Origin of the sequence: Streptosporangium sp. OZ121 (assembly GCF_051918885.1) — a bacterium.
Taxonomy (GTDB): Bacteria; Actinomycetota; Actinomycetes; order Streptosporangiales; family Streptosporangiaceae; genus Streptosporangium.
In genome coordinates this window covers 255,836-276,656 of the sequence record NZ_JBPXMC010000008.1, presented here as the reverse complement: position 1 = coordinate 276,656, position 20,821 = coordinate 255,836, and the positions used below count along the sequence as shown (strand labels likewise).

Sequence of the window (20,821 nt, the reverse complement as noted above, 5' to 3'; positions counted from 1 at the left end):
CGCGCACGGGCTCCCCGCACGCGTGACGCGGTTCAGCACGGGGCGTCCCCCGGGGTCGTGCGGCTCAGCACACCTGATCTCCGTTCTTGCTGACCGGGCAGCTCGACCGCACGGCGCAGGTGCGGCAGCCGTCGTTCACCTTGGCCTGGAAGAACGGCCCCGACATGCCGACGGCGACGGTGTCGACCATGTCGCGGGCCCAGCCGGGGTCGGGGTCGTCCGCCAGGGGAGGCTGGATCTGCTCCTTGGCGGCCTTCTTGCCCGCCGCGTCGCCCACCTGGACCAGGGCCGCGCCGCCGGGCTCGGTCATGCCGTGCCGCTGGAAGGCGCCCAGCAGCGCGGCGAGCTGGTAGACGCCGAGCTGGGGGTGGCGTTCGAGATCGGCGTCCTTGGGGCCGTTCTTTCCGGTCTTGATGTCGATGATCACGGCCCGGCCCTCGCCGTCGCGCTCGACCCGGTCGACCCGGCCCTTGATCTGCACGCCCTCGGAGACCATGGCCGTGAACGCCTCCTCCAGGCCGACCAGCTCCCGGGGATTCTCCTCGTGCCAGCGGACGAACTTGGAGATCATCTCCTCGGCGACCCTGCGCTGCTTGCGGTTGTACCAGACGCCGCCGAAGTCGAGCTCGTGCCAGACGTCGTCCAGGCGCTTCCCGAGGGTCTCCTCGGTGGGCATGCCCGTCGCGGCGAGGACGGCGAGCGCGTGCACCACCGTGCCCAGGCCGCGGGCCACGTCGGTGCCGCCCGCGCCCACGGAGGTCTCCAGCAGCCAGCGCAGGCCGCACTTGCTGAAACTCTCCACCGCCGATGGCGAGACGCGCACGATGTCATCGGGCCAGCTGAGCGGGCGGTCGTCGGAGATGGGGGTGAGGGCGTACCACTCGTTGGGGTGGGCGCCGGGCACCCCGGAGGCCGCGAGCCTGGCCAGGTGTTCGGCCGCGGACCTGCGCAGCGGCTCCGGCCTGGTGGAGTCGGCGACCGCCGAGCGCAGGTCGGCGACGAGCGCGGACATGCTGAGCCAGCGGGACCGCTCGTCGACGCCCGCGGCGTCCTCGGCCGAGCCGGGGACCAGCTCCGTGAGGAAGCGGGAGGGCCGCTCCTCGGTGTCGTCGCCGCCCACGGCGGTGACGATGAGTCTCTTCCTGGCCCTGGTGGCGGCCACGTAGAACAGGCGGCGCTCCTCGGCCAGCAGCTGCGAGGCGAGGGCGGCGGAGACGGCCGCCGGGTTCTCGTGCTCGGAGCCCTCGGCCCTGGCGACCATGTCGTCGGTGCTCAGGATGGACCCGCGCAGCCGCAGGTCCGGCCAGGCGCCCTCCTGGACCCCCGCGACGATCACCACGTCCCACTCCAGGCCCTTGGAGCGGTGCGCGGTGAGGATGCGGACCGTGTCCCCGTCGGGGGCCCGGTCGGCGAGGGAGTCGCCGGGGATCTCCTGGGCGACCAGGTCCTCGACGAACACGTCCACCCCGGCGTGCGGGAGCCGGTCGACGAACCTGGCCGTGTGATCGAACAGCGCCACGACGGCGTCGAGGTCACGGTCGGCCATGGTGCCCCTGACGCCGCCCCTGAGGCTGATGTCGGTCCACCTCCTGGCCAGGCCGGTGGCCTGCCAGACGGCCCACAGCACGTCCTCGGCGGTGCCGCCCTGCCGTACGGCCTCGGTGGCGGCGGAGATGAGACCGGCGAGCCGTTCGGCGGGCAGCGCCACGTGCGGCTCCACCCTCACCAGCTCCCGCGCGTCCTTCAGCGCCGCGACCATCAGCTCGCCCGAGGAACGCGGGCCGGGGGTCTCGCGCTCGGCGACGCGTCCCACCATCTCGTCCACGTCGTCAGCGTCGTCAGCGTCGTCCACGTGGTCCACGTCGTGCTCGCCGGGACCGTCCGGCACCTCGTGCTCACCGGGATTGGCCAGCGCCTCGTGCTCGGCGATCCGCAGGGCGCGGCGCAGCCGGCGCACCCCGATCATGTCGGTGCCGCCGAGCGCCCCGGTCAGCAGCTCCTCCGCGACCCCCTCGTCGAGGGTCTCCGGGTGCAGCGCCACCTGGATGAGCCTGATCAGCGGCCGCACGCCCGGCTCCTGGAACAGCGGCACCTCGCCGCCGCCGACCACGACCGGCACCCCGGCGGTGACCAGGGCGCGGCGCAGCAGCGGCACCTGGCGCGTCGCCGACCGCACCAGCACGGCCATCCGCGACCAGGGGACGCCGTCCAGCAGGTGCGCCCTGCGGAGCGTGTCGGCCACGATCGCCGCCTCCTGGGTGGCGCCGTCGGCCACCAGCACCCGTACGTCGCCGGGCTCGGCGTCCGGCAGGGCGCGCAGGTCGCGGTGGGCGGCGCCGCCGGGGGTGGCGGGCAGGCGGGCGGTGACGCGGCGGGTGGCCCGCAGCAGGTCCCGGCCGCTGCGGCGGCAGACGCGCAGCGCGACGACGGGGGCCTTCGCGCCGTCGGCGGCGCGGAAGCGGTCGGGGAAGTTCATGATCCCGCGGACGTCGGCGCCGCGGAAACCGTAGATCGACTGGTCGGGGTCGCCGACCGCGATCAGGTCGCGGCCCTCCCCGGCCAGCTGCTGGAGCAGGAACTCCTGCGCGGGGTCGGTGTCCTGGTACTCGTCGACGAAGACGGCGTCGTACGCCGACCGCTCGCGGGTCCGCACCTCGGGGTCGGAGAGCAGGGCCCCCGCCGCGCGGATCAGCTCCGCGTAGTCGAGGACCGGTTCGAGGTCGAGGTCGAACCTGGCCTGGTAGCGGTCGGCGAACCCTCCGGCCGCCACCCAGTCGGCGCGGCCGTGGCGGCGGCCCAGCTCTCTCAGCTCGGGCCCGTCGAGGCCGCGCTCGGCGGCGCGGGCCAGGAAGTCGCGAAGCTCGGAGGCGAAGCCGCGCGTCTTGAGCGCCTCGTGCATGTCGTCGGGCCAGTGCGTGGCACCGTCCTCCAGCTCGCCGTGGAGCAGGCGGCGGATCTCCAGGAGCTGCTCGGGACCGGTCAGCAGCCGCGGCGGCAGCCCTCCGGCGAGCACGGCCTCGCGGCGCAGCAGCGCGTAGGCGTAGCTGTGGAAGGTGAGGGCGAGGGGGGTGCGGGTGGTGCGGCGCATCCGGGCGGTGATGCGCTCGCGCAGCTCCTCGGCGGCCTTGCGGCTGAAGGTGAGGACGAGCACCCGCTCGGGGTCGACGCCCCGGCGCTCGATCCTGTCGACGACGGTCTCGACGATCGTGGTGGTCTTGCCGGTGCCGGGCCCCGCGAGCACGAGGAGCGGGCCGCTCTCATGGGCCACCACCGCCCGCTGGTGCTCGTCGAGCACAGGGGCAACAGCCCTCCCCGCGCCCTCACGACGTATCAGCCGCCAGTCCTGACCACTCACAACTCGCCATTCCACCAGATCCCGGACGATGATCGTGCCGAGTCGGCGGGTACGGCATGGCGGATTCTCCACCGAACACGGCGGGCGACGGGCGGTTTCCGGAAGATCCGCCGGCCCGAGCACCGCGCGGACCTGGGCGGAAGCCCCCGAGGGGAGAGGTCAGGGCGGGTTCACGGGTGGGACGGGCGTCGTGCGGGCCACCCGCGGAACCATCGGAAACCGGTCAGGGATCACGGGACATCCGGAACGGGCCGGGAACCGGTCAGGGACCGCGAGACGACCGGGAACGAGTCGGGAACGGGCCGGGGACCGCGAGGCGGCCGGGACGAGTCGGGAACGGGCCGGGGACGCCCTCGCGGAGCGAGCCCGGAGACGGCTTCGGGGGCCGTTTCCGGGAAACGGCCCCCGAGGCCGGTCGGATCACCCGGACCGGCGCGGGACGATCAGGTCGGGAAGACGTGGTCGACGAGCCTCGCCGTCGCCTTGCCGTCGTCGCGGGGCGCATAGGTGCGCTGGAAGAGGTCGTACTTCTCGGCGTGGGCGGCGACCACCTCGTCGATCGACCGCAGGGCCTTGATGACCTCCGCCCCGGTGGACAGCAGCGGGCCGGGGGCCTCGGCGGCCAGGTCGAGGTAGACGCCACGCTTGGACGAGTAGCGCTGCAGGTCGTAGGTGAAGAAGAGCATCGGCCTGCCGGTCGCCGCGAAGTCGAACATGACCGACGAGTAGTCCGTGATCAGCACGTCCGCGATCAACAGCAGATCCGTGATATCCGGATATGTCGTGACGTCGCGTCCGAGGCCGGCACGCACGTTCGGCGCCGCCTGCATCGAGTGACCCCGGATCAGGAACTCGTGGCCCGGACCGAGCACCCGGTGCGCCTCGGCCAGGTCCAGGCGGATCGAGGCGTTCTTGCGGTCGTAGTCGCGGTAGGTCGGCGCGTAGAGGACCACCCTGGCGCCCTCGGCGATGCCGAGCCGCGCGCGCACCGCCGCGGCCAGCTCGTCGCGGTCGGGGGCGACGAGCACGTCGTTGCGCGGGTAGCCGCTCTCCAGGACCTCGCCCTGGTAGCCGAACGCCTTGCGAAGGACGCGGGTCGCCCAGGGGCTCTGGGAGACCAGCAGGTCCCAGCCGCGCACCTCGACGGCCTGCCGGTGCCAGGCGGGCGGCTTGGGGTCGCGGGACATGTGCGGCAGGTCGTTGCCCAGGCGCTTGACCGGGGTGCCGTGCCAGGTCTGCACGACGACCTGGTCCTCGCGGGACCGGAACCACGGCGGCAGGAAGCCGTTGGTCACCACGTAGCGCGAGCGGGCCAGCGCCGCGTAGTGCTCGCGGCTGCCCGCGCGCACCACGGTCGGGCCGGCGCCCGTGCCGAAGCCGAGCTCCCGCGGGCCCGGAGGCACGAACGCGCCGTCCTTGACCACCCAGATGTGCTCACCGGCGTCACCGCGCCGCACGCGCTCCTCGTAGACCGCGCGGACGCTGCCCTCGTACTGCCGCCCGTCGTAGGCGGCGTAGACGGTCGCGTCGTTCAGCTCGCGGGTCCGTTCGGCGGGGTAGAAGTGCCGGCGCAGGGCGTACAGGCCGCCGGCGCCCTTCTCGTCGTCGGGCAGGTGCTCGGCGACGGACAGCACCGGGATGTCGAAACGGGTGGAGATCAGGCGGTACTCACGGCCGTCGAGGATCTTCGTGTCCTCGTCCAGCCCGTCGAGGATGGCGTGGTCGACGCGGAACGGGACGATCTGCCCGGCCGCGTCGCGGACCGCCATGCTCCAGGTGCCGCTGCTCAGCGGGGCCGTGTCGCCGAAGCGGGGCATCGCGGCGGGCGCGAGCCGGACCGTGAAGCGGGAGTCGTCGCGCTCCAGGGGGACGGCGTGGATCAGCCCGCTGCGGTGCTTGAGGGTCAGCGCGGCCTCGCCGGAGCCCGGGTAGGAGCCCTCCAGGGTGAGCGCGCCCCGCTCGTCCCAGGTCGCCGCGGTGATGACCGGGCGGATCCGGTGGGCGGAGACGCTCACGCGGTCGCGCCGGTCGCGCAGCACGGTGATCTCGCGGTCGCCGACGACCGTACGGCTCTCCTGAGCCTTCCCGATCATGACGGAGGCGGCGGGGTCGCCCTTGGGCTCGATCCAGAGCCGGCCGCCGTCGCGCTCCTGCAGCAGGGACGCCGTCGCGAGCGGCACGACGACGGTGGTGCCGCCCTCGACGGGGGTGAAGTCGGCGGCGATCCGGTGGCCGTCCAGGCGGGCCTGTCCCCTGGTCACGCCCTTGCCCGGCAGGAAGACCTCGACCTCCAGGCGCTCGCCGGCCAGCCGCACGCCGGCCAGCTCTGCCCGGGTGGGCTGCAGCACGATCTGGAGGGCGCGGTCGGAGGTCCAGACGGGACGGATCCACCAGCCCTTGCCGAGGTCCATCCCCGCCGGGCGCTCGGTGCGGCCGATGGAGGGGCCGCGCAGGAGGCCGCCGGCGCGGGCGCCCCGGCTCCAGATCACGATCTCGGTACGCCAGGTGGTGGTGTCCTGCACGGTCGCGCGGCGGCGCAGCAGCCGCTTGCCCCCGCGCACCACGGCCCGTACGGCCGAACGCCAGCGCAGCGGCCACGGGCTCATCTCGGCGGTGAAGCCGGACCAGTCGTAGTTGCAGCCCGCCTCCTCCGCTCCGTGGGTCGCCTCGGGGTGGAAGACCCTGCGGGTGCGGAGCCGCACCGGCGGCAGCCAGCGCGGGCCGCGCAGCACCACGCTCGCCCGGTTGAAGCGGCGGCTTCGTACGGACAGCCCGGCCAGGTAGGCGTGGCCGCTGATGTGCAGCCGCCCGCCCGACCAGGAGATGTCCTCGATCTGGGTCATCGGGATGAGGTCGGCCGCCCGCAGCCGGTACAGGGCCTCGGGCAGCTCGTCCTGGAGCGGCAGGTCCGCGTACCAGCGGAGGCTCTTGCGGACCCGCTTGGACGGCTCCGCGGCGGCGGTCACGAGCTTCTGCAGCGCGTCGCCGTCGGCGAGTTCGTCGATCCCGCGGTGCTCGATCAGGTGGAAGGCGATCCTGCGGGCGACCGGCAGGTCGCGCTTGACCTTCGCGTCGACACCGGTCACGTACGGTTTCAGGAGCGTGACGAACTCGCGGCGCCTGGCGGCGCCCCGCTTGGCCGCGATCTCCAGCCGGGAGCCCAGGGGGCCGGCCAGCGCGTCGGCGTCGAAGCGGCGGCGCTCAGCCGGTTTCAGCCCGTCGGCCAGCACCGCCGCCATGATCGAGTCGAGGGGTTCTCCCCGGTCGCAGAGATCCTGGACAGCCCGCAGACGATCAGCGACGGGGTCGCCGCTGGATCGCGCGGGAGTGGCACCGGTGGCCATGGGGAAAGCACCGCCTTTCGGACAGAGCGCTGTCCTAGGCCATGGTAGTGCGCCACGGCAGGGCCGGTTACGCCGTGATTTACGGGCTTGCAGGATTTACAGGCATTTGTGATCTGGCGGGTCTCCCCCGTCCTCCCGCCGCGCGATCCACGGCTTCCCGTCCCACCTGGCCGCCCGCACCATCCACGCTTCCCACCCCACCTGACCGCCCGCGCGATCTACGGCTTGCCGTCCCACCTGGCCGCCCGCATGTCGGCGCGGGCGCCCCTGAGCGGGGTCCGCTCCTCGCGCCAGCTCGCCAGGCACCGCTGCTCGTGGCCGGGCGGCGGGGTGCCGTCGGCGTGCACGACACGCCACCAGGGCACGCCCCCGCCCCAGGTGGACATCACCCTGCCGACCTGGCGCGGGCCCCCCTCGCCGAGGTACTCGGCGATGTCGCCGTAGGACATCACCATTCCGGACGGGATGCGCTCGACCAGGTCGAGCACCCGCTCGGCGTACGGGGTGGGATGGCCTACTGGCTCCATACGGTCGGTCCGGCGGAGAGGATCTCGTCGAGCTTGCCGAACTCGTAGGCCGCCGAGCCGTTCAGCTGCTCGACCAGGCCGCCGCGGATCGCGTAGGACTCGCCGTCCTCGCCCACCAGCCGCGCTCCCAGCAGGGCGGACACGCGCGCCAGCTGGGCCACCTGCCAGTCGGATCCGGGAGTGCCGGAAAGGCGGCCGTCCCATACCGCGATGGCATGGACCGCGCCGTTGTGGCGGGCCAGGATCTCTCCCGACTCCTGCGAGCCCCTGAACTCGAACCCCGCCTGCCCCAGCACAGTCGCGAGTTCCGCGAAGGCGAGAGGCGCAGGGCGCTCCACGCGCAACTCGTACCCCATAACGCGCGAGACTAGCGAACGTTCCCGGTTTTCCGGGGCGTGAATCCAGACATCCGGGCTACCGCATCCGAACGGTGTCCAAAACGCGTTCGAATCGCAGTCGAATTACGGTTACCTTCGCGATCTACCGCGCCGGACCGGCTCGAAGGCCGCCATCGCCGGCCCGGCCCTGCCGGAGTGCCGGTTGAGCATCGCCACGGCCCCCGCGAACGCCAGCAGGCCGCCCGCGAGGCCCACGCCGTACAGCCAGAGGCGCACGGGCTCGGGGCCCGGCCTGCTGGGCTCGGTGGGCAGGGTGCCGTCGCCGAAGCGCCTGCCGTCGGGCACCGGGACCTCCGCCGCGCCGGCCACCAGCCGGCCCGCCTTGGCCAGGGCCGCCGCGGCGTCGACGACGCCGAACCCGATGTGGTCGTCGTAGCCGGTGGCGGGACCCGCCGTCGCCGTGGAGGTGAGAGCCTGCGACACCATTTGCGGCGATATATCTGGATATTTTGCTTTTATGAGGGCGGCGACCCCGGCGACCAGCGCGGTCGCCGAGCTGGTCCCCTCCGAGGATCCGTACTTCCCGCCGGGAACGACCACCGGCACGTCGACGCCGGGCGCCGAGACCAGGACCGACAGGTTGTCGCTGCTGAACGTCGCAGGCCTGCCCAGGTCGTCCACCGCGCCCACCCCGATGACCCCGGAGTATCCGGCGGGGAAGTTCCAGAAGGAGGTGGCGTTGTCCATGGCGTACTGGGAGTCCCCGTCGTTGCCCACGGCGGCGACGAGCACCACCCCCCGGGAGAGCGCGTAGGAGACCGCCTCACGCTCGCTCCGGTGCGGCCCGTAGGCGCCCAGCGACATGCTGACGACCTTGGCCCCGTGGTCGGTGGCGTAACGGATCGCGCGGGCCAGAGGGCTGTCGTTGCGCGAGCGCAGGTCCTCCTCCGGCAGGGCGGACCCGTCCTCGGGCCGCTCCTCGACGATCAACGGCAGCGAGAGGATCCTGGCCTCGGGCGCGACGCCGAGAAGACCCCCCTCCCCCTTGCCCGCCCCGGCGATGAGCGAGGCCATCGCGGTGCCGTGCCGTCCGGCGTCCGGGGTGTCCCTGTCGAACCTGATCGACCCCATGTCGGGCCCGGAGATCACCCGCCCCCGCAGCTCGGCGACCTGGTCGTCCACCCCGCTGTCGACCAGTGCCACGATGACGCCCGACCCCTTGGTGACCTTCCACGCCTTCTCGGCGTTGAGCATCTCCAGCACCCAGCGCTGGTCCTCGCGCACGTCCGCGGCGCCTTCGGGAGGCGCGGGCTCGGGCGGTGCCGACTCCGACGGAGCCGACCCAGGTGGTGCCGACTCCGACGGAGCCGACCCAGGCCCTGACGACTCAGGTGGTGCCGATCCCGACGGCGCGGCCGGCTCCGGTGGCGGGGTCGACACGGGCCCGGCGAGCGCCGAGGTGGCCGTCGCCGGGGCGGCGACCGGGACCGGACCCGCCACCGAGAGCGCGACCAGCGCTCCCGCCGCCCAGAACCGCCGCCTCAGCACACGTTCCCCTGGGTGCACTGGGGCACGGCGCTGGGCTCGTCGCCGAGGGCGCGGGCGATGCGTCCCGCGACCGCCTGGGCCGCGGGCCACAGCTCGCTGTGCAGGATCTCCTCGGGGGAGACCGCCTGCCGGGTGCGGCCGTCGGTGTAGCCGGCGGTGGAGAAGACGATGTAGGGACCGACACCCATCCAGGCGTTGCGCTGGCGTTGCGCGGCCCCGAACAGCTCGGTCGCCGTGCCGGGGAAGGCCACGGGGCGCACCCCCACCCGATCGTCCACGGCCAGCTGCGCGGAGGCGGCGATCCGCCGCTCCTCGTCGCCGAGCACGGCGATGCCCACGGTGAAGGCGAAGGAGGACGTCTGGTCGACGTAGGTGGCCCGCAGCAGGGTGCGGCAGCCGTATTCCGAGAGCACCGAGCCCACCGGCGCGTCCGTTCCGGCCGCGCAGGCCACCTCGGGGGCGAGGCCGACCCTGCGGGCGTACTGCTGGACCCTGCCGAGGCCGATGTACTGCAACTCGACGGGAAAGACCAGGTCGGCGCTCCAGGTGTGCCAGCGCCTGGCGATGTCGTCCTGGATGTAGCGGGCCTGCTCGGCGGCGGTCAGCGGGCGCGAGCTCGTCTCGCGCACCAGACCGACCGTACCGGTCAGCACGTTGGTGGCGGCGATGGCGAGGATCGTGCCCATCAGGATCAGGAAGATCGTACGGAAACGGATGCCCTGTTCCAGGGTCGCCAGCTCGGTCCGCCTGACCGCCGCGCGGTCGCGCCCCGCCGCCGGCCAGGCCCGCACGCGGGCCCGCCTGGCCGCGGAGCCCGGCGCGGGCGCCCGCCGGATCCGGCCACCGCCGGACCCGCCGACGCCGCCCACCCGGGAGCCTGACGGCGGCCAGCCGCCGCGAGCGCGGGGGGCGGGGGTTCCCAGAGGCCGCTCCGGCTCCTGGGACCGCCCTTGCTGCGACATACTCCGATGCTACGTCGAAGGACCTCTCCGCCCTATCGGCGGCGGGTATTTTCGCGGCACTCCGCGTGGCCGGACCGGGCCTCGGGAGTTCGCCCGGCACCGTCGGGAGCTCACGGCCAGGGGGCCGCGGCCGGACCGGGCCCGGGTTCTTCGAAGGCCTCCGGCGGGCGGGTACGGCCGACGAACACGGCGAGCGCGATCAGGGAGACGACCGCGCCGAACCCGGCGGCCACGGCCACGCCGCCGTACAGGGTGATCCGGTCCCGGTCGCGGTGGACGACCCGCACCGGCTCGACCGGCAGGCCCAGCGGGCGGGCGGGGTCGTGTCCCCCGGCCCCCTCGGCGGTGAGGGTGTGCCGGGAGATCCTGGCGGCGGCGGCGAGGGCCCGGGTCGCGTTGACGACGCCGAAGCCCGTACCGGTGTCGTAGCCGCCCGCGGGCCGCCGGGTGGCTCCCTCGGTGATCGCCTGCACGACCAGCACGGGCGACATTTTTGGATATTTGGCCTTAATGAGGGCGACAACCCCCGACACCAGGGCAGTCGCCTGAGAGGTGCCCCGGCCGACCCAGTACTCGTCCCCCGGACCGGCGCCGAGGATGTCCACCCCCGGCGCGGCCACCAGGACCGAGGGGTTGCGGTTGGAGAACGAGGCCCGGCGCAGCCCGCGGTCCGTCGCGGCGACCGAGACCACTCCCGGGAAGGCCGCAGGGTAGGAGTAGGGGGCGTGGCCGCCGGCGTCCGGCTCCTCGGCGCCCTCGTTGCCCGCCGCCGCGACGAGCACGACCCCCTTGGAGATCGCGTAGCGGATCGCCGATCGCTCCTCCCTGGTCGCCAGCTCCTTGGAGATCGACATGTTGATCACGTCGGCGCCGCGGTCCACCGCGTGCCTGATGCCCCTGGCCACCACGTTCTCGTAGCGCTCGGCGGTGTTGAACTCCCGGAAACCCGGCTCCTCGTCCTCCAGGATGACCCGTACCGACAGCACCCTCGCGCGGGGCGCGACGCCGATCACCCCGTCTGCCCCGCCCGGCCCATGGCCGTGCCCGGCGATCAGCGACGCCATGTACGTGCCGTGCAGCCTCAGGGGGCTCACTCCCGGCGGGTTTGCCCCGGCCGTGAAGTCCTTGCCCTCGGTCACCGAACCGACCAGGTCACGGTGGTCGCGGTCCACCCCGGAGTCGAGCACGGCCACGGTCACGCCCCTGCCCTCGGAGATCCGCCAGGCGGCGGGCAGGTCGAGGGTCCGCAGCACCTCCCGCTGGCTGTCCCTGACGTCGTCGGCCCGCGCGGCCGGAACCGGGGCCATGACCACCGGCACCACCACCGCCGCCAGCACCACCGGCACCGTCCGCCTCGCAACGTTCCACAGTGCCCCCAGCGCCCCCAGCGCCCCCAGTGCCCGCAGTGCCCCCGGCACCCGGCCCTCCGGCCTCGTCCTCGCGGGCGGTCCGGCGGTGGCGGGGAGACACCTCGGCGTGGTCAGCATCGCCACTCCGTGGAGACGCAGTCGGGGCGGGCGGGCATGGACAGATCGGCGAGGATGCGGTCGGCGATGTCCCCGGTGAACGCGAACAGGGTCGGCCGCTGCTCGCCGACCGCCCTGGCGGGCCGGCCGTCGGTCTGGCCGGCCGTGGCCATCACCACGTACGGGCCCGCCTGCCGGACGAGGCCCGCCTGGCGTCCGGCGGAGACGAACCGGTCGGTCACGGTGCCGCGGAAGGCCAGCGCCCTCAGGCCGGGCGAGGGAGCGCCGCCCCCGGGCAGCGCCGCTTTGGCCCTGGCGGCGCCGGACTCGTCCGCGAAGGCCGCGACGCCGACGGTGACCACGATCCCCTGGAGCGCGTCGATGTAGGTGGCCCGCAGGATGCCCAGGCAGCCCGCCCGCCGCAGCGCCTTGCGCAACCTGGCGTCGACCGCGCCGTCACAGCGGGTCTCCGGCGAGATGCCCACCCGGCGGGCCTTCTCCTCACCGCCCTGCTCCGCGGCGTAGGGGACGGTCTCGGGGAAGACTCGCCCGGCGGGCCAGGCCTGCCAGCGCCTGGCCACCTCGTCGAGGGCGGCCCGGTCGAGCTCCGCCTGGGTCGGCCCCCGGGTGAGTTCCGTCGCCGCGGCGCTGCTCGCCACCCCGGCCACGATCGCGCAGAGCAGCGTCAGGGCGGAAGCCACGACCAGCGTCGGCCATGAACGCCGCCGCTGACGTGGGACTTCATTCACGCACCCGACCTTAATGCGGTATGGCGGGTGTCATCCGCCGTTCCGTCCAGATCCGTCAGCGTGGAGAGGACTTGGTGACCTCGGCGGAACCCCGGCGGAACCCTGAACGGCGAGCGCCCCGCGGAGCGGGTGCTCCACGGGGCGCGGGTCGCGCGGGACACGAGGCCTTTCGGGTCGCGCGGGCACGGGACCTTCGGACGAAGCCCTCGGACAGTGCCTTAAACAGGGCCTCAGTAGGTGGGCAGGCTCGGGTCGACCGTCTTGATCCAGCTGAGCACGCCGCCGCCCACGTGGACGGCGTCGGAGAAGCCGGCGCTCTTGACGACCGCGAGGACCTCGGCGGAGCGGGCACCGGACTTGCAGTGCAGGACGATCTTCTTGTCCTGTGGCAGCCTCTCCAGCGCGGAGCCGTTGAGGAACTCGCCCTTGGGGATGAGCACGGCGCCGGGGATGGACACGATCTCGTACTCGTTCGGCTCGCGGACGTCGATCACGTAGATGCTCTCGCCCTTGTCCTGCCAGGACTTGAGCTCGGCGGCGGTGATCGTGGAGCCGGAGGCGGCCTCCTGGGCCTCCTCGGAGACCGCGCCGCAGAACGCCTCGTAGTCGTCGAGCAGCTGGGTGACCGTCGGGTTCTTGCCGCAGAGCACGCACTCGGGGTCCCTGCGGACCTTGACCGAGCGGTAGTTCATCTCCAGGGCGTCGTAGATCATCAGACGGCCGACCAGCGGCTCGCCGATGCCCGCGAGGAGCTTGATGGCCTCGTTGACCTGGATGGAGCCGATCGACGCGCACAGCACGCCGAGCACGCCGCCCTCGGCGCACGAGGGGACCATGCCGGGCGGCGGGGGCTCGGGGTAGAGGCAGCGGTAGCAGGGACCGTGCTCGGCCCAGAAGACGCTGGCCTGGCCGTCGAAGCGGTAGATCGAGCCCCAGACGTACGGCTTGCCGAGCAGGACCGCCGCGTCGTTGACCATGTAGCGGGTGGCGAAGTTGTCGGTGCCGTCCACGATCAGGTCGTAGGCGGCGAAGATCTCCATCACGTTGTCGGTGGTGAGAGCCTCGTTGTGGACGACCACGTCGACCAACGGGTTGATCTCCCTGACGCTGTCGGCGGCGCTCTCCGCCTTGGGGCGTCCGACGTCGGACTGGCCGTGGATGACCTGCCGCTGGAGGTTGGACTCGTCGACCACGTCGAAGTCGATGACGCCGAGCGTGCCCACTCCCGCGGCGGCGAGATAGAGCAGCGCGGGGGAACCCAGGCCTCCGGCGCCCACACAGAGCACCTTGGCGTTCTTCAGGCGCTTCTGCCCGGCCATGCCGACGTCAGGGATGATCAGATGGCGCGAGTAACGACGCACCTCGTCGACGGTCAGTTCGGCTGCCGGCTCTACCAGCGGTGGCAACGACACAGTTCTGCTCCCGTTTCAGGGGTCCTTGATGCGGCTGGCGCAGCACGCTCCCCTCACAACCTAACCCGGGGCCCCTGTCATTCCCCAACCGGCGCGAGGGCCGTCTCGGCGATCAGGAGCCCGGCCTCGCGGGCCACCCGCTCGGGGAACTCCATCTGGGCCACGTGCCCGGCGTCGGGCAGCAGCATCAGCCGCACGCGCGGGAACGTCCGGACGGCGCGGGCGGCCATCCGGGGGTTGACGAGGCGGTCGTGGCGGCCGTGGATGACCAGCGTCGGCGCGGTCACCATGGCCGCCTGCCGCCACAGGTTCGTCTCCCCGCGCCTGAAGTACTCGGCGACGATGCCGCGGGCCGAGTTGATCACCGCCTCCACCGCGTACGGCAGGCCGTCCCTGCGGCGCAGCTCGTCGGCCGCCTCCTTGAGCCGGTCCGGGTGGATCCGCCCCATGTCGGCGTAGCACATGGCGAGCGTGACACCGAGCCTGCGCTCGGCGGGCACGAGGGTGAGCCGGCCCGCCGCCCACTCGCCGATGCGGGGCACGGTGGACAGCGCCACCCGCGCCGGGCCGTACCGGGGCAGGAGGTCGGGCAGGGCCGGCGAGATCAGGGTCAGCGAGCGGACCAGGTCGGGGCGGGTGGCGGCGACCCGCACCGAGACGGCGCCGCCCAGGGAGTTGCCGAACAGGTGTACGGGGGTGCCGGAGACCCGCTCGATCAGGGCGGTGACGGTCCGGGCGTGGGCGTCGACGGAGTAGTCGCCGCCGGGCGGCTCCGGCGAGTATCCGGCGCCGGGCAGGTCGAGGGCGTATCCGGTCGCCACTCCGGACAGCTCGCCCATCAGGTCGGTCCAGTTGGTCGCGGAACCCGCGAGGCCGTGCACGTAGACGGCGGTCTCGGCGGGCCCTCGCGGCGTCGACCGCACGTGGACCCGCTGGTCGCCGAGGTCGATCATCTCGCCCTGCCATATGGGGATTGGGCTGTTCACCGCGCCTCCTCCTGTCGTTCCGCTGCCTTCCACGATAGTTCGGCCCGCCACACGCCAGGCAACAGCCTCCGGGTATCACAAAAGACACATAAGCCTATTTTCCCCAGATGTCTTTTATTACATGATTTATCATCATCAACTCGGCGGCGTTTCCGCCCCACCCCCGCCCCCGCCCGTCGAGCGCGACCCCGGCAGCGGAACCCCTCCCACCTTCGATGAACAAAAGCGACATTAAAGACATTTCACTTCAAAACAACTAATAAGAGTTCAACACGTGCCATAAATAGATAAGAGGTTAGCAAAACCCATCGATTCCCGTTTCTCGTCAGACATGGGCGGAAATCATGACAAGCAGGGATGGCTCATCACCGGCCATCTCTGGCAATTCCGCCTTATGCGGAAAATGTCGAAAATCGGGGTAACCGATCATTTCAAGGGGGAAACGCATGCCCAAGTTCAAGAGTGTCATCGCAGGGCTCGCGATCAGCACGGCGCTGACCGGTGGAGCCGTCGCCATGGGCGCAGCGACCACCGTCACGAGCGCCAGCGCGATGACCACCGCGATCACCACGGCCGCCTACCCGACCTGGGGCGGCGGCTGCGGCTGGCGTCGCGGCTGCGGCCGTTGCTGCGGTGGCCACCGCCACCACCGTCGTAGCCACCACCGCTTCAAGCTGATCATCAACAACCACAACAACAACGACAACTACCTGCGCAATGACAATCGCAGCGACCGTCTCCGGCCTCTGACCTTCGGTGGCGACGAAGACTAGTCGCCAGGCCCGGAACCGCGCGTTCGTGCGGAGGCGCGGCACCATCAGAGGACAGGATCACTCACGGCTCGATCCGCGATTTCCGGCGGCTTCGAAACCGTGACGGAGGGACAGGACTCCCACATTCGCCGCGGCGCCGCCTCTCACCCAGAGAAGCCGGCCAAACAGCGACAGCGGAAACTTGAGGAGAGATCCCCAGGACCCTGACCCTCGCCACAGTGCGAGTTCTCATTTCACGAAGTCACAAGCGAGGCCCCGCGGTTTCCGGACCGCGGGGCCTTCGCGTGCGCCCTGGCTTCCCGCGCACCGCCTTTCCCGCCACCGCCCCGCACTCCGCCCCGCACCCCCGCCCCACACCCTCCGCCTCGGCACCGGTACGCGAGGGTCGCACCGGCTCACCGGCGGGCGGCGCCCCGCCCCCTCCTCCGTTTTCAAAGAACAAATCCGACATTAAATACATTTCATTTCAAAACGACCAATAGGCATCCAACATCGACGATAAATAGCTAAGAGGAGTGCAAAAGCCTTCGATGTCCGTTTGTCAGCAGACATGTGAGGAAACTATGACAACCAGGGATGGCTCATCACCGGCCATCTCTGACGTTTTCCGGCCTATAAGGAAAATGTCGAAAACAGGGATAATTAGTCCTTTCAAGGGGGAAACGCAATGCCCAAGTTCAAGAGTGTCCTCGCAGGGCTCGCGATCAGCACGGCACTGGCCGGCGGGGTCGTCACCATGGGCGCGGCGACCACTGTCATGAGCGCCAACGCGATGACCACCACGGTCACCGCCGCCGCCTTCCCGACCTGCGGTGGCTACGGCGGGCGTCGCTGCTGCTGCTGCGGCGGCGGCCACTGCCACCGTCACCACAGCCGCAAGCGCTTCAGGCTGATCATCAACAACCACAACAACAACGACAACGAGCTGTACAACGACAGCCGCAGCGACCGCATCGTTCCGCTCTTCACTGACGGTGTCCGCAGCTAGTCGCCGGCCCGAGGCCGCACACCCCGATCGGGGCGCGGTCGCAGGACGAGCTCATTCACGGCCGGATCCGCGATCGTCCGCGGCTTCGAGACCGTGACGGAGGGACGGGATCCTCGCATCCGCCACGGCCGGGCTTCCCATCCGGAAACATCGGTCGAACGGCGACAGCGGGAACCTGAGGAGAGATCCCCAGGGACCTGACCCTCATTCACAGTGCGAGTTCTTCATTTCACGAAGTCACAGGCGAGGCCCCGCGGTTTCCGGACCGCGGGGCTTTCGTCTGTTATGTCCTGTTCATGACACACCCCCTGCTCCCCTCCACCTCGAAACTCCCGTCTCCACCACCTCGAAGCCGAAGCACGCCGGCGGATCGCCCGCGGCAGGGGCCGGCCCCCACCCCCCTTCCGGGAGGCCCTGGACCGCACCCCGGAGCCGAGGCCCCATGGCGGCACCGAGCGGCACACGAGGGGACATGCGCGAGCGGCACCGGCCCGCCCCCCTGCGATACCCGGCCCCTTTCTTCTCCGCCCAGAAGAACAAATCCGACATTAAATACATTTCACTTTAAAGCGACCAATAAGTATCCAACGTCGACGATAAATAGCTAAGAGTAGGGTAAAAGCCTTCGATCTCTGTTTGTCGGCAGACATGCGAGGAAACTATGACAACCAGGGATGGCTCATCATCGGTCATCTCTAGCCATCTCTGGCAATTTCCGACTCATACGGAAAATGCCAAAAATTGGTAAATCAATCCTTTCAAGGGGGAAACGCAATGCCCGAGTTCAAGAGTGTGCTCGCAGGGCTCGCGATCAGCACGGCGCTGGCCGGCGGGGTCGTCGCCATGGGCGCGGCGACCACCGTCACGAGCGCCAACGCGATGACCACCGCGGTCACCGCCGGCACCTTCACCACCTGGGGCGGCGGCGGCTGCTGCGGCCGTCGTCACCACTACCGTCGTCACCACCACCGCTTCAGGCTGACTCTCAACCAGGACAACTGCAACCGCAACCGCCTGGAGAACAAGACCCGTTCCGACCGCCTCGTGCCCCTGGAGACGGACAACAGGCCTCCTGGCCCTCCCGGACCGCCCCTGGCTCCGGTGGCTCCGGTCGCGTCCTGATCCACGCTTGACACGGGATCGGAATACGACACCGAAAACGGTCGGAACCCTTTTTCAGGGGGCTCCGAAACCGTGACGGAGAGGTAGAAGTCCCGTATCCACCAGGGTCGCGCTCCTCCACGGAGAAACGCCGATCCGAACGATGAGCACGGAAGGCCGGGGAGGGATCTCCCGGATTCCGGCTCTCGATAAAATGCGAGTTATCATTTCTCACGAATTGCAGGCGGGGGCTCCGCGGTTTTCCGACCGCGGAGCCCCCGCCCTGTCATGTCCGGCCCCCGCCCTGTCATATCCGAGACATCCGAAGCCCGGCGCGGGAGCCCTCGCCGGCGTTCCCCCGCCCTTCCCCTCAGGCCACCCGCCTCCCCGGAACCACTCGCCCCCCTCCCGCCTCAGGCGGCGCGGCGCACCTCCCGGCCCCCCGGCCCCCGGCCCCCGGCACGGTTCTTCCGGCCGGACACCTCGCCATCGGCATCGCACTCACGTTCGAAACACGTCCGCACGGACGCGAAACGCCGTCAACGCGGCAGGTGCCGTCATGGGCAATCCGATGCCGCGTCTTTCTCGGCGCGCGGCATCCGAGGTCGTACGCTGGGCGATGTCCGACGTTTGCAGGAGCCGGGTGAGGAGAGGGAACGTGCCGGAGCCCGGATGACGACAGGGGATGTCAGACATATGAACGCGCGCGGCGACACATCGCACGGGAAAGCGGTCGACGACCTTCCCGAGGAGCTCTCCGTCGAGACACCCGAGGCCGACGCCGCCGAGCAGCACCGGCCGGTGCGCGAGGACGGCTCCGACGCGCCCGTCGATCTCCCGGTCGAGGTGGACCCCGCCGACGCCGCCGAGCAGAGCCGCACGGTGCGCGAGGAGGAGGCGGAGTGGCCCGACTCCATCCCCCTGGAGGCCGATCCCGCGGACACCTTCGAGCAGCGGCGCACCGTCGAGCTCGACGAGGACGATTATCGCTGACCCGGGTTACCCGCGCGTAGGATGGCCACGAACGCCAGGAGCTTGACACGAGGAGACCACGTGACCGCTACCCCGGACGCCAAGCCCCGGGGCACCCGGCTGCCCCGGACGGCCCGCCGCCGCCAGTTGCTCAGCGCGGCGCAGGAGGTGTTCGTGGAGAACGGCTACCACGCGGCCGCGATGGACGAGATCGCCGAGCGGGCGGGGGTCAGCAAGCCGGTCCTCTACCAGCACTTCCCCGGCAAGCAGGAGCTCTACCTGGCCCTGCTCGACCTGCACGTGGACGACATGATCACCCGCTGCCGCGACGCCCTCGCCTCCACCACGGACAACAAGCAGCGCGTCCAGGCCGCGATCGGCGCCTTCTTCGACTTCGTCTCCAGCCAGGGTGAGGCGTTCCGGCTGGTGTTCGAGTCGGATCTCCGTAACGTCGCCCCGGTCCGCCAGCGCATGGAGCGCAACCTCCGCGAGAGCGCCGAGATGATCAGCCAGGTCATCCAGGAGGACACCGGCTGCTCCAGCGACGAGGCGCGCCTGCTCGGCGTCGGGCTCGTCGGCATGGCCGAGGTCAGCGCCCGCTACTGGATCAGCAGCAACGGCTCCATTCCCAAGGACGCGGCCACCCAGCTCATCGCCCGCCTGTCGTGGCGCGGCATCTCCGGCTTCCCCCGCACCGTCGCCGACCACTGAGAGACCCCCGGCACCGCCCGCGCTCCCGGCGCCGGCCGGGCCGGTTTCCCCCGCTCCCTCGCCGGGCGTCGAGGGATCCTGCGATGTCCCGGCCTCCGGACCGGCTGTTCGCCTGCCGCGATCATCTGTTCGCTTGACGCGATCAACCGGCGCGTCGGCCTTCCCGTGGGGCGACCATGGGACGAGCAACCCTCATCGAAAGGGAGCACGATGGAAATCAAGATCGGCGTACGTTCCGTACACCGTGAACTCGTAGTGGAGACCGACCTCACGGCCGAGCAGCTCGAGAGCGAGATCAGCGCCGCCCTCGCGTCCAGCAGCGGTGTCTTCACCATCACCGACGTCAACGGCCGGAAGATCATCGTCCCGGTCGCCTCGCTCGGCTTCATCGAGATCGGCGAGGAGGAGGCGCGACCCGTCGGCTTCGGCGGCACGCTCTGACGGATTCCGGGCTCGCGCCAGGTCGCCCTTCGCGGCATGGCGCGGTCCGCGGATCCGGCGCGAGCGTGGCCCTCAGCCGCCCGAGCAATCGTCCCGCTCGCCGAGCCCGCAGCAGCGCGGGCGTCTGACACGGCGGAGATGCTCCCGCCCCCGGCTGATGGCCGGACAGCCCGCGCCTCCCCTGCGCAGCACGGGACGCGAAGTCCAGCGGTTCGGCCCACATCTCGTCAAGGAACTGCCATAGCGGCGCGAGGCCCTCATGTCTCGCACGCTACCGGATCCGTCCGCGGCGCTCCGGCGTTCACGCCAAAGGTGAAACGGGCTCTCCCACGTAGCGGGGCGGAAAACGCTGATTCGTCACCACGGCGGACCGGCACCCGGGAGGTCGCCCGCGTCCGGTCCCGCCGGGCGGGAACGGCGGTCACGACGGCCGGAAGGCCGGTGGGGACCCGGCCGCCGCGCTACGGGCCCGGGGTCAGCCCCAGGGCGGACATCCGCTCGCCGTGCTTCTCGGTCAGCCGGGCGAACATCCGGCTGATGTCCTCCCCTGCCGCCTCCACCAGCAGGGCCGCGAGCTCGGGCCTGGCGGCGGCCACGTGCTGTCCCTGGCTCAACGCCTCCCCCACCAGGCGCCTGGCCCACAGCGCCAGCCGCCCGGCCTGTTTGGGATCCTCCTGGAGCGCCGCACGGACCCTCTCGACGGCGAACTGCGACCGCCCCTCGTCCGCGAGGACCTCGTCGACGAGGTTCCGCGTCTCGTCGTCCACACCGACGGCCGCCTCGCGGTAGAAGTCGAGCGCGATCCCCGTGCCGACGTACGCCTTGACCAGAGCCTCCAGCCAGTCTCCGGGGAAGGTCAGGGCGTGCCAGTCGTCCAGCGGCCCGGTGAACGGCGCCATCGCCTTCTCGGGATCCACCCCGAGGGAGGCGAGCCGGTCGCGGAGCAACTCGAAGTGCGCGTACTCGGCCGCCGCGAGACCGCCGAGCGCCGCCTGGTCGGTCAGTGAGGGGGCGTACCGGGTGGCGTCCTCGGCGAGTCTGAGGAAGGCGGTCAGCTCGGCGTAGGCGAGGACCCCGAGCAGGTCGGAGACACCGGGAGGGGAATCGGTCATGGAGGCAGCCTACGAGCTGAGCGACCTCGCGATTCA

The 20,821-nt window shown here is 71.4% G+C and carries 17 protein-coding genes; 6 read left to right on the top strand and 11 right to left on the bottom strand.

Going from position 1 to position 20,821, the window contains the following annotated elements:
- Nucleotides 1-64: 64 nt before the first annotated feature.
- From ACTOQ1_RS18065 to ACTOQ1_RS18020, 10 genes are all read right to left on the bottom strand, one after another.
- Nucleotides 65-3,295 carry an ATP-dependent helicase gene (locus ACTOQ1_RS18065; RefSeq protein ID WP_440068524.1) on the bottom strand — a complete coding sequence of 1,077 codons (3,231 nt, stop codon included), beginning with the start codon at nt 3,293-3,295 and terminating at the stop codon, nt 65-67.
- A gap of 503 nt (nt 3,296-3,798) precedes the next feature.
- Nucleotides 3,799-6,699, bottom strand: a complete 2,901-nt coding sequence (locus tag ACTOQ1_RS18060) for a CDP-glycerol glycerophosphotransferase family protein (RefSeq protein ID WP_440068523.1) — start codon at nt 6,697-6,699, stop codon at nt 3,799-3,801.
- 218 nt (nt 6,700-6,917) lie between these two features.
- On the bottom strand, nt 6,918-7,226 hold the full coding sequence (locus ACTOQ1_RS18055; RefSeq protein ID WP_440068521.1) for an MGMT family protein: 309 nt from the start codon (nt 7,224-7,226) through the stop codon (nt 6,918-6,920).
- Nucleotides 7,214-7,582, bottom strand: coding sequence for a hypothetical protein (locus tag ACTOQ1_RS18050; RefSeq protein ID WP_362685440.1), 369 nt, complete (start codon nt 7,580-7,582; stop codon nt 7,214-7,216). The genes ACTOQ1_RS18055 and ACTOQ1_RS18050 overlap by 13 nt, the downstream gene beginning before the upstream one ends.
- Before the next feature lie 111 nt (nt 7,583-7,693).
- Nucleotides 7,694-8,848, bottom strand: a complete 1,155-nt coding sequence (locus tag ACTOQ1_RS18045) for a S8 family serine peptidase (protein WP_440068517.1) — start codon at nt 8,846-8,848, stop codon at nt 7,694-7,696.
- Nucleotides 8,849-9,105: 257 nt separating this feature from the next.
- Complete coding sequence (locus ACTOQ1_RS18040; RefSeq protein WP_440068516.1) at nt 9,106-10,074, bottom strand: hypothetical protein; 969 nt, start codon at nt 10,072-10,074, stop codon at nt 9,106-9,108.
- Nucleotides 10,075-10,184: 110 nt separating this feature from the next.
- Complete coding sequence (locus tag ACTOQ1_RS18035; protein ID WP_440068515.1) at nt 10,185-11,561, bottom strand: S8 family serine peptidase; 1,377 nt, start codon at nt 11,559-11,561, stop codon at nt 10,185-10,187.
- Nucleotides 11,555-12,289, bottom strand: a complete 735-nt coding sequence (locus tag ACTOQ1_RS18030; RefSeq protein WP_440068513.1) for a hypothetical protein — start codon at nt 12,287-12,289, stop codon at nt 11,555-11,557. The genes ACTOQ1_RS18035 and ACTOQ1_RS18030 overlap by 7 nt, the downstream gene beginning before the upstream one ends.
- A 230-nt stretch (nt 12,290-12,519) precedes the next feature.
- The gene (gene moeZ, locus ACTOQ1_RS18025; RefSeq protein ID WP_440068511.1) at nt 12,520-13,701 is read right to left on the bottom strand and encodes an adenylyltransferase/sulfurtransferase MoeZ; all 1,182 of its coding nucleotides are present in this window, start codon (nt 13,699-13,701) and stop codon (nt 12,520-12,522) included.
- Nucleotides 13,702-13,778: 77 nt separating this feature from the next.
- The gene (locus ACTOQ1_RS18020; RefSeq protein WP_440068510.1) at nt 13,779-14,687 is read right to left on the bottom strand and encodes an alpha/beta fold hydrolase; all 909 of its coding nucleotides are present in this window, start codon (nt 14,685-14,687) and stop codon (nt 13,779-13,781) included.
- Between the two features lie 446 nt (nt 14,688-15,133).
- Here ACTOQ1_RS18020 and ACTOQ1_RS18015 point away from each other — a divergent pair, with 446 nt between their 5' ends.
- The 6 genes from ACTOQ1_RS18015 (at nt 15,134) to ACTOQ1_RS17990 (ending at nt 19,673) form a co-directional block, all read left to right on the top strand.
- Nucleotides 15,134-15,460: a hypothetical protein gene (locus tag ACTOQ1_RS18015; protein ID WP_362685421.1), complete on the top strand. Its 327-nt coding sequence runs from the start codon at nt 15,134-15,136 to the stop codon at nt 15,458-15,460.
- A gap of 667 nt (nt 15,461-16,127) precedes the next feature.
- Entirely contained in the window at nt 16,128-16,448 is a 321-nt protein-coding gene (locus ACTOQ1_RS18010) for a hypothetical protein (RefSeq protein WP_440068509.1), read from the top strand.
- Between the two features lie 774 nt (nt 16,449-17,222).
- Entirely contained in the window at nt 17,223-17,570 is a 348-nt protein-coding gene (locus tag ACTOQ1_RS18005) for a hypothetical protein (RefSeq protein ID WP_440068507.1), read from the top strand.
- Between the two features lie 675 nt (nt 17,571-18,245).
- On the top strand, nt 18,246-18,542 hold the full coding sequence (locus ACTOQ1_RS18000; protein WP_440068505.1) for a hypothetical protein: 297 nt from the start codon (nt 18,246-18,248) through the stop codon (nt 18,540-18,542).
- Between the two features lie 60 nt (nt 18,543-18,602).
- Nucleotides 18,603-19,232, top strand: coding sequence for a TetR/AcrR family transcriptional regulator (locus ACTOQ1_RS17995; RefSeq protein ID WP_362685409.1), 630 nt, complete (start codon nt 18,603-18,605; stop codon nt 19,230-19,232).
- Nucleotides 19,233-19,442: 210 nt separating this feature from the next.
- Nucleotides 19,443-19,673, top strand: coding sequence for a DUF3107 domain-containing protein (locus tag ACTOQ1_RS17990; protein WP_440068504.1), 231 nt, complete (start codon nt 19,443-19,445; stop codon nt 19,671-19,673).
- 461 nt (nt 19,674-20,134) lie between these two features.
- On the opposite strand, the gene ACTOQ1_RS17985 is transcribed toward ACTOQ1_RS17990, so the two are convergent.
- On the bottom strand, nt 20,135-20,785 hold the full coding sequence (locus ACTOQ1_RS17985; protein WP_440068502.1) for a ferritin-like fold-containing protein: 651 nt from the start codon (nt 20,783-20,785) through the stop codon (nt 20,135-20,137).
- Nucleotides 20,786-20,821 lie beyond the last annotated feature (36 nt).

Bases quoted from the DNA above. Each gene is read 5' to 3' on its own strand.
- ACTOQ1_RS18015 (WP_362685421.1), top strand. From the start codon at position 15,134: ATGCCCAAGTTCAAGAGTGTCATCGCAGGGCTCGCGATCAGCACGGCG.
- ACTOQ1_RS18035 (WP_440068515.1), bottom strand. From the start codon at position 11,561: ATGCTGACCACGCCGAGGTGTCTCCCCGCCACCGCCGGACCGCCCGCG.
- ACTOQ1_RS18055 (WP_440068521.1), bottom strand. From the start codon at position 7,226: ATGGAGCCAGTAGGCCATCCCACCCCGTACGCCGAGCGGGTGCTCGAC.
- ACTOQ1_RS18005 (WP_440068507.1), top strand. From the start codon at position 17,223: ATGCCCGAGTTCAAGAGTGTGCTCGCAGGGCTCGCGATCAGCACGGCG.
- ACTOQ1_RS18040 (WP_440068516.1), bottom strand. From the start codon at position 10,074: ATGTCGCAGCAAGGGCGGTCCCAGGAGCCGGAGCGGCCTCTGGGAACC.
- ACTOQ1_RS17990 (WP_440068504.1), top strand. From the start codon at position 19,443: ATGGAAATCAAGATCGGCGTACGTTCCGTACACCGTGAACTCGTAGTG.
- ACTOQ1_RS18060 (WP_440068523.1), bottom strand. From the start codon at position 6,699: ATGGCCACCGGTGCCACTCCCGCGCGATCCAGCGGCGACCCCGTCGCT.
- ACTOQ1_RS18000 (WP_440068505.1), top strand. From the start codon at position 18,246: ATGAACGCGCGCGGCGACACATCGCACGGGAAAGCGGTCGACGACCTT.
- ACTOQ1_RS17985 (WP_440068502.1), bottom strand. From the start codon at position 20,785: ATGACCGATTCCCCTCCCGGTGTCTCCGACCTGCTCGGGGTCCTCGCC.
- ACTOQ1_RS18050 (WP_362685440.1), bottom strand. From the start codon at position 7,582: ATGGGGTACGAGTTGCGCGTGGAGCGCCCTGCGCCTCTCGCCTTCGCG.
- ACTOQ1_RS18010 (WP_440068509.1), top strand. From the start codon at position 16,128: ATGCCCAAGTTCAAGAGTGTCCTCGCAGGGCTCGCGATCAGCACGGCA.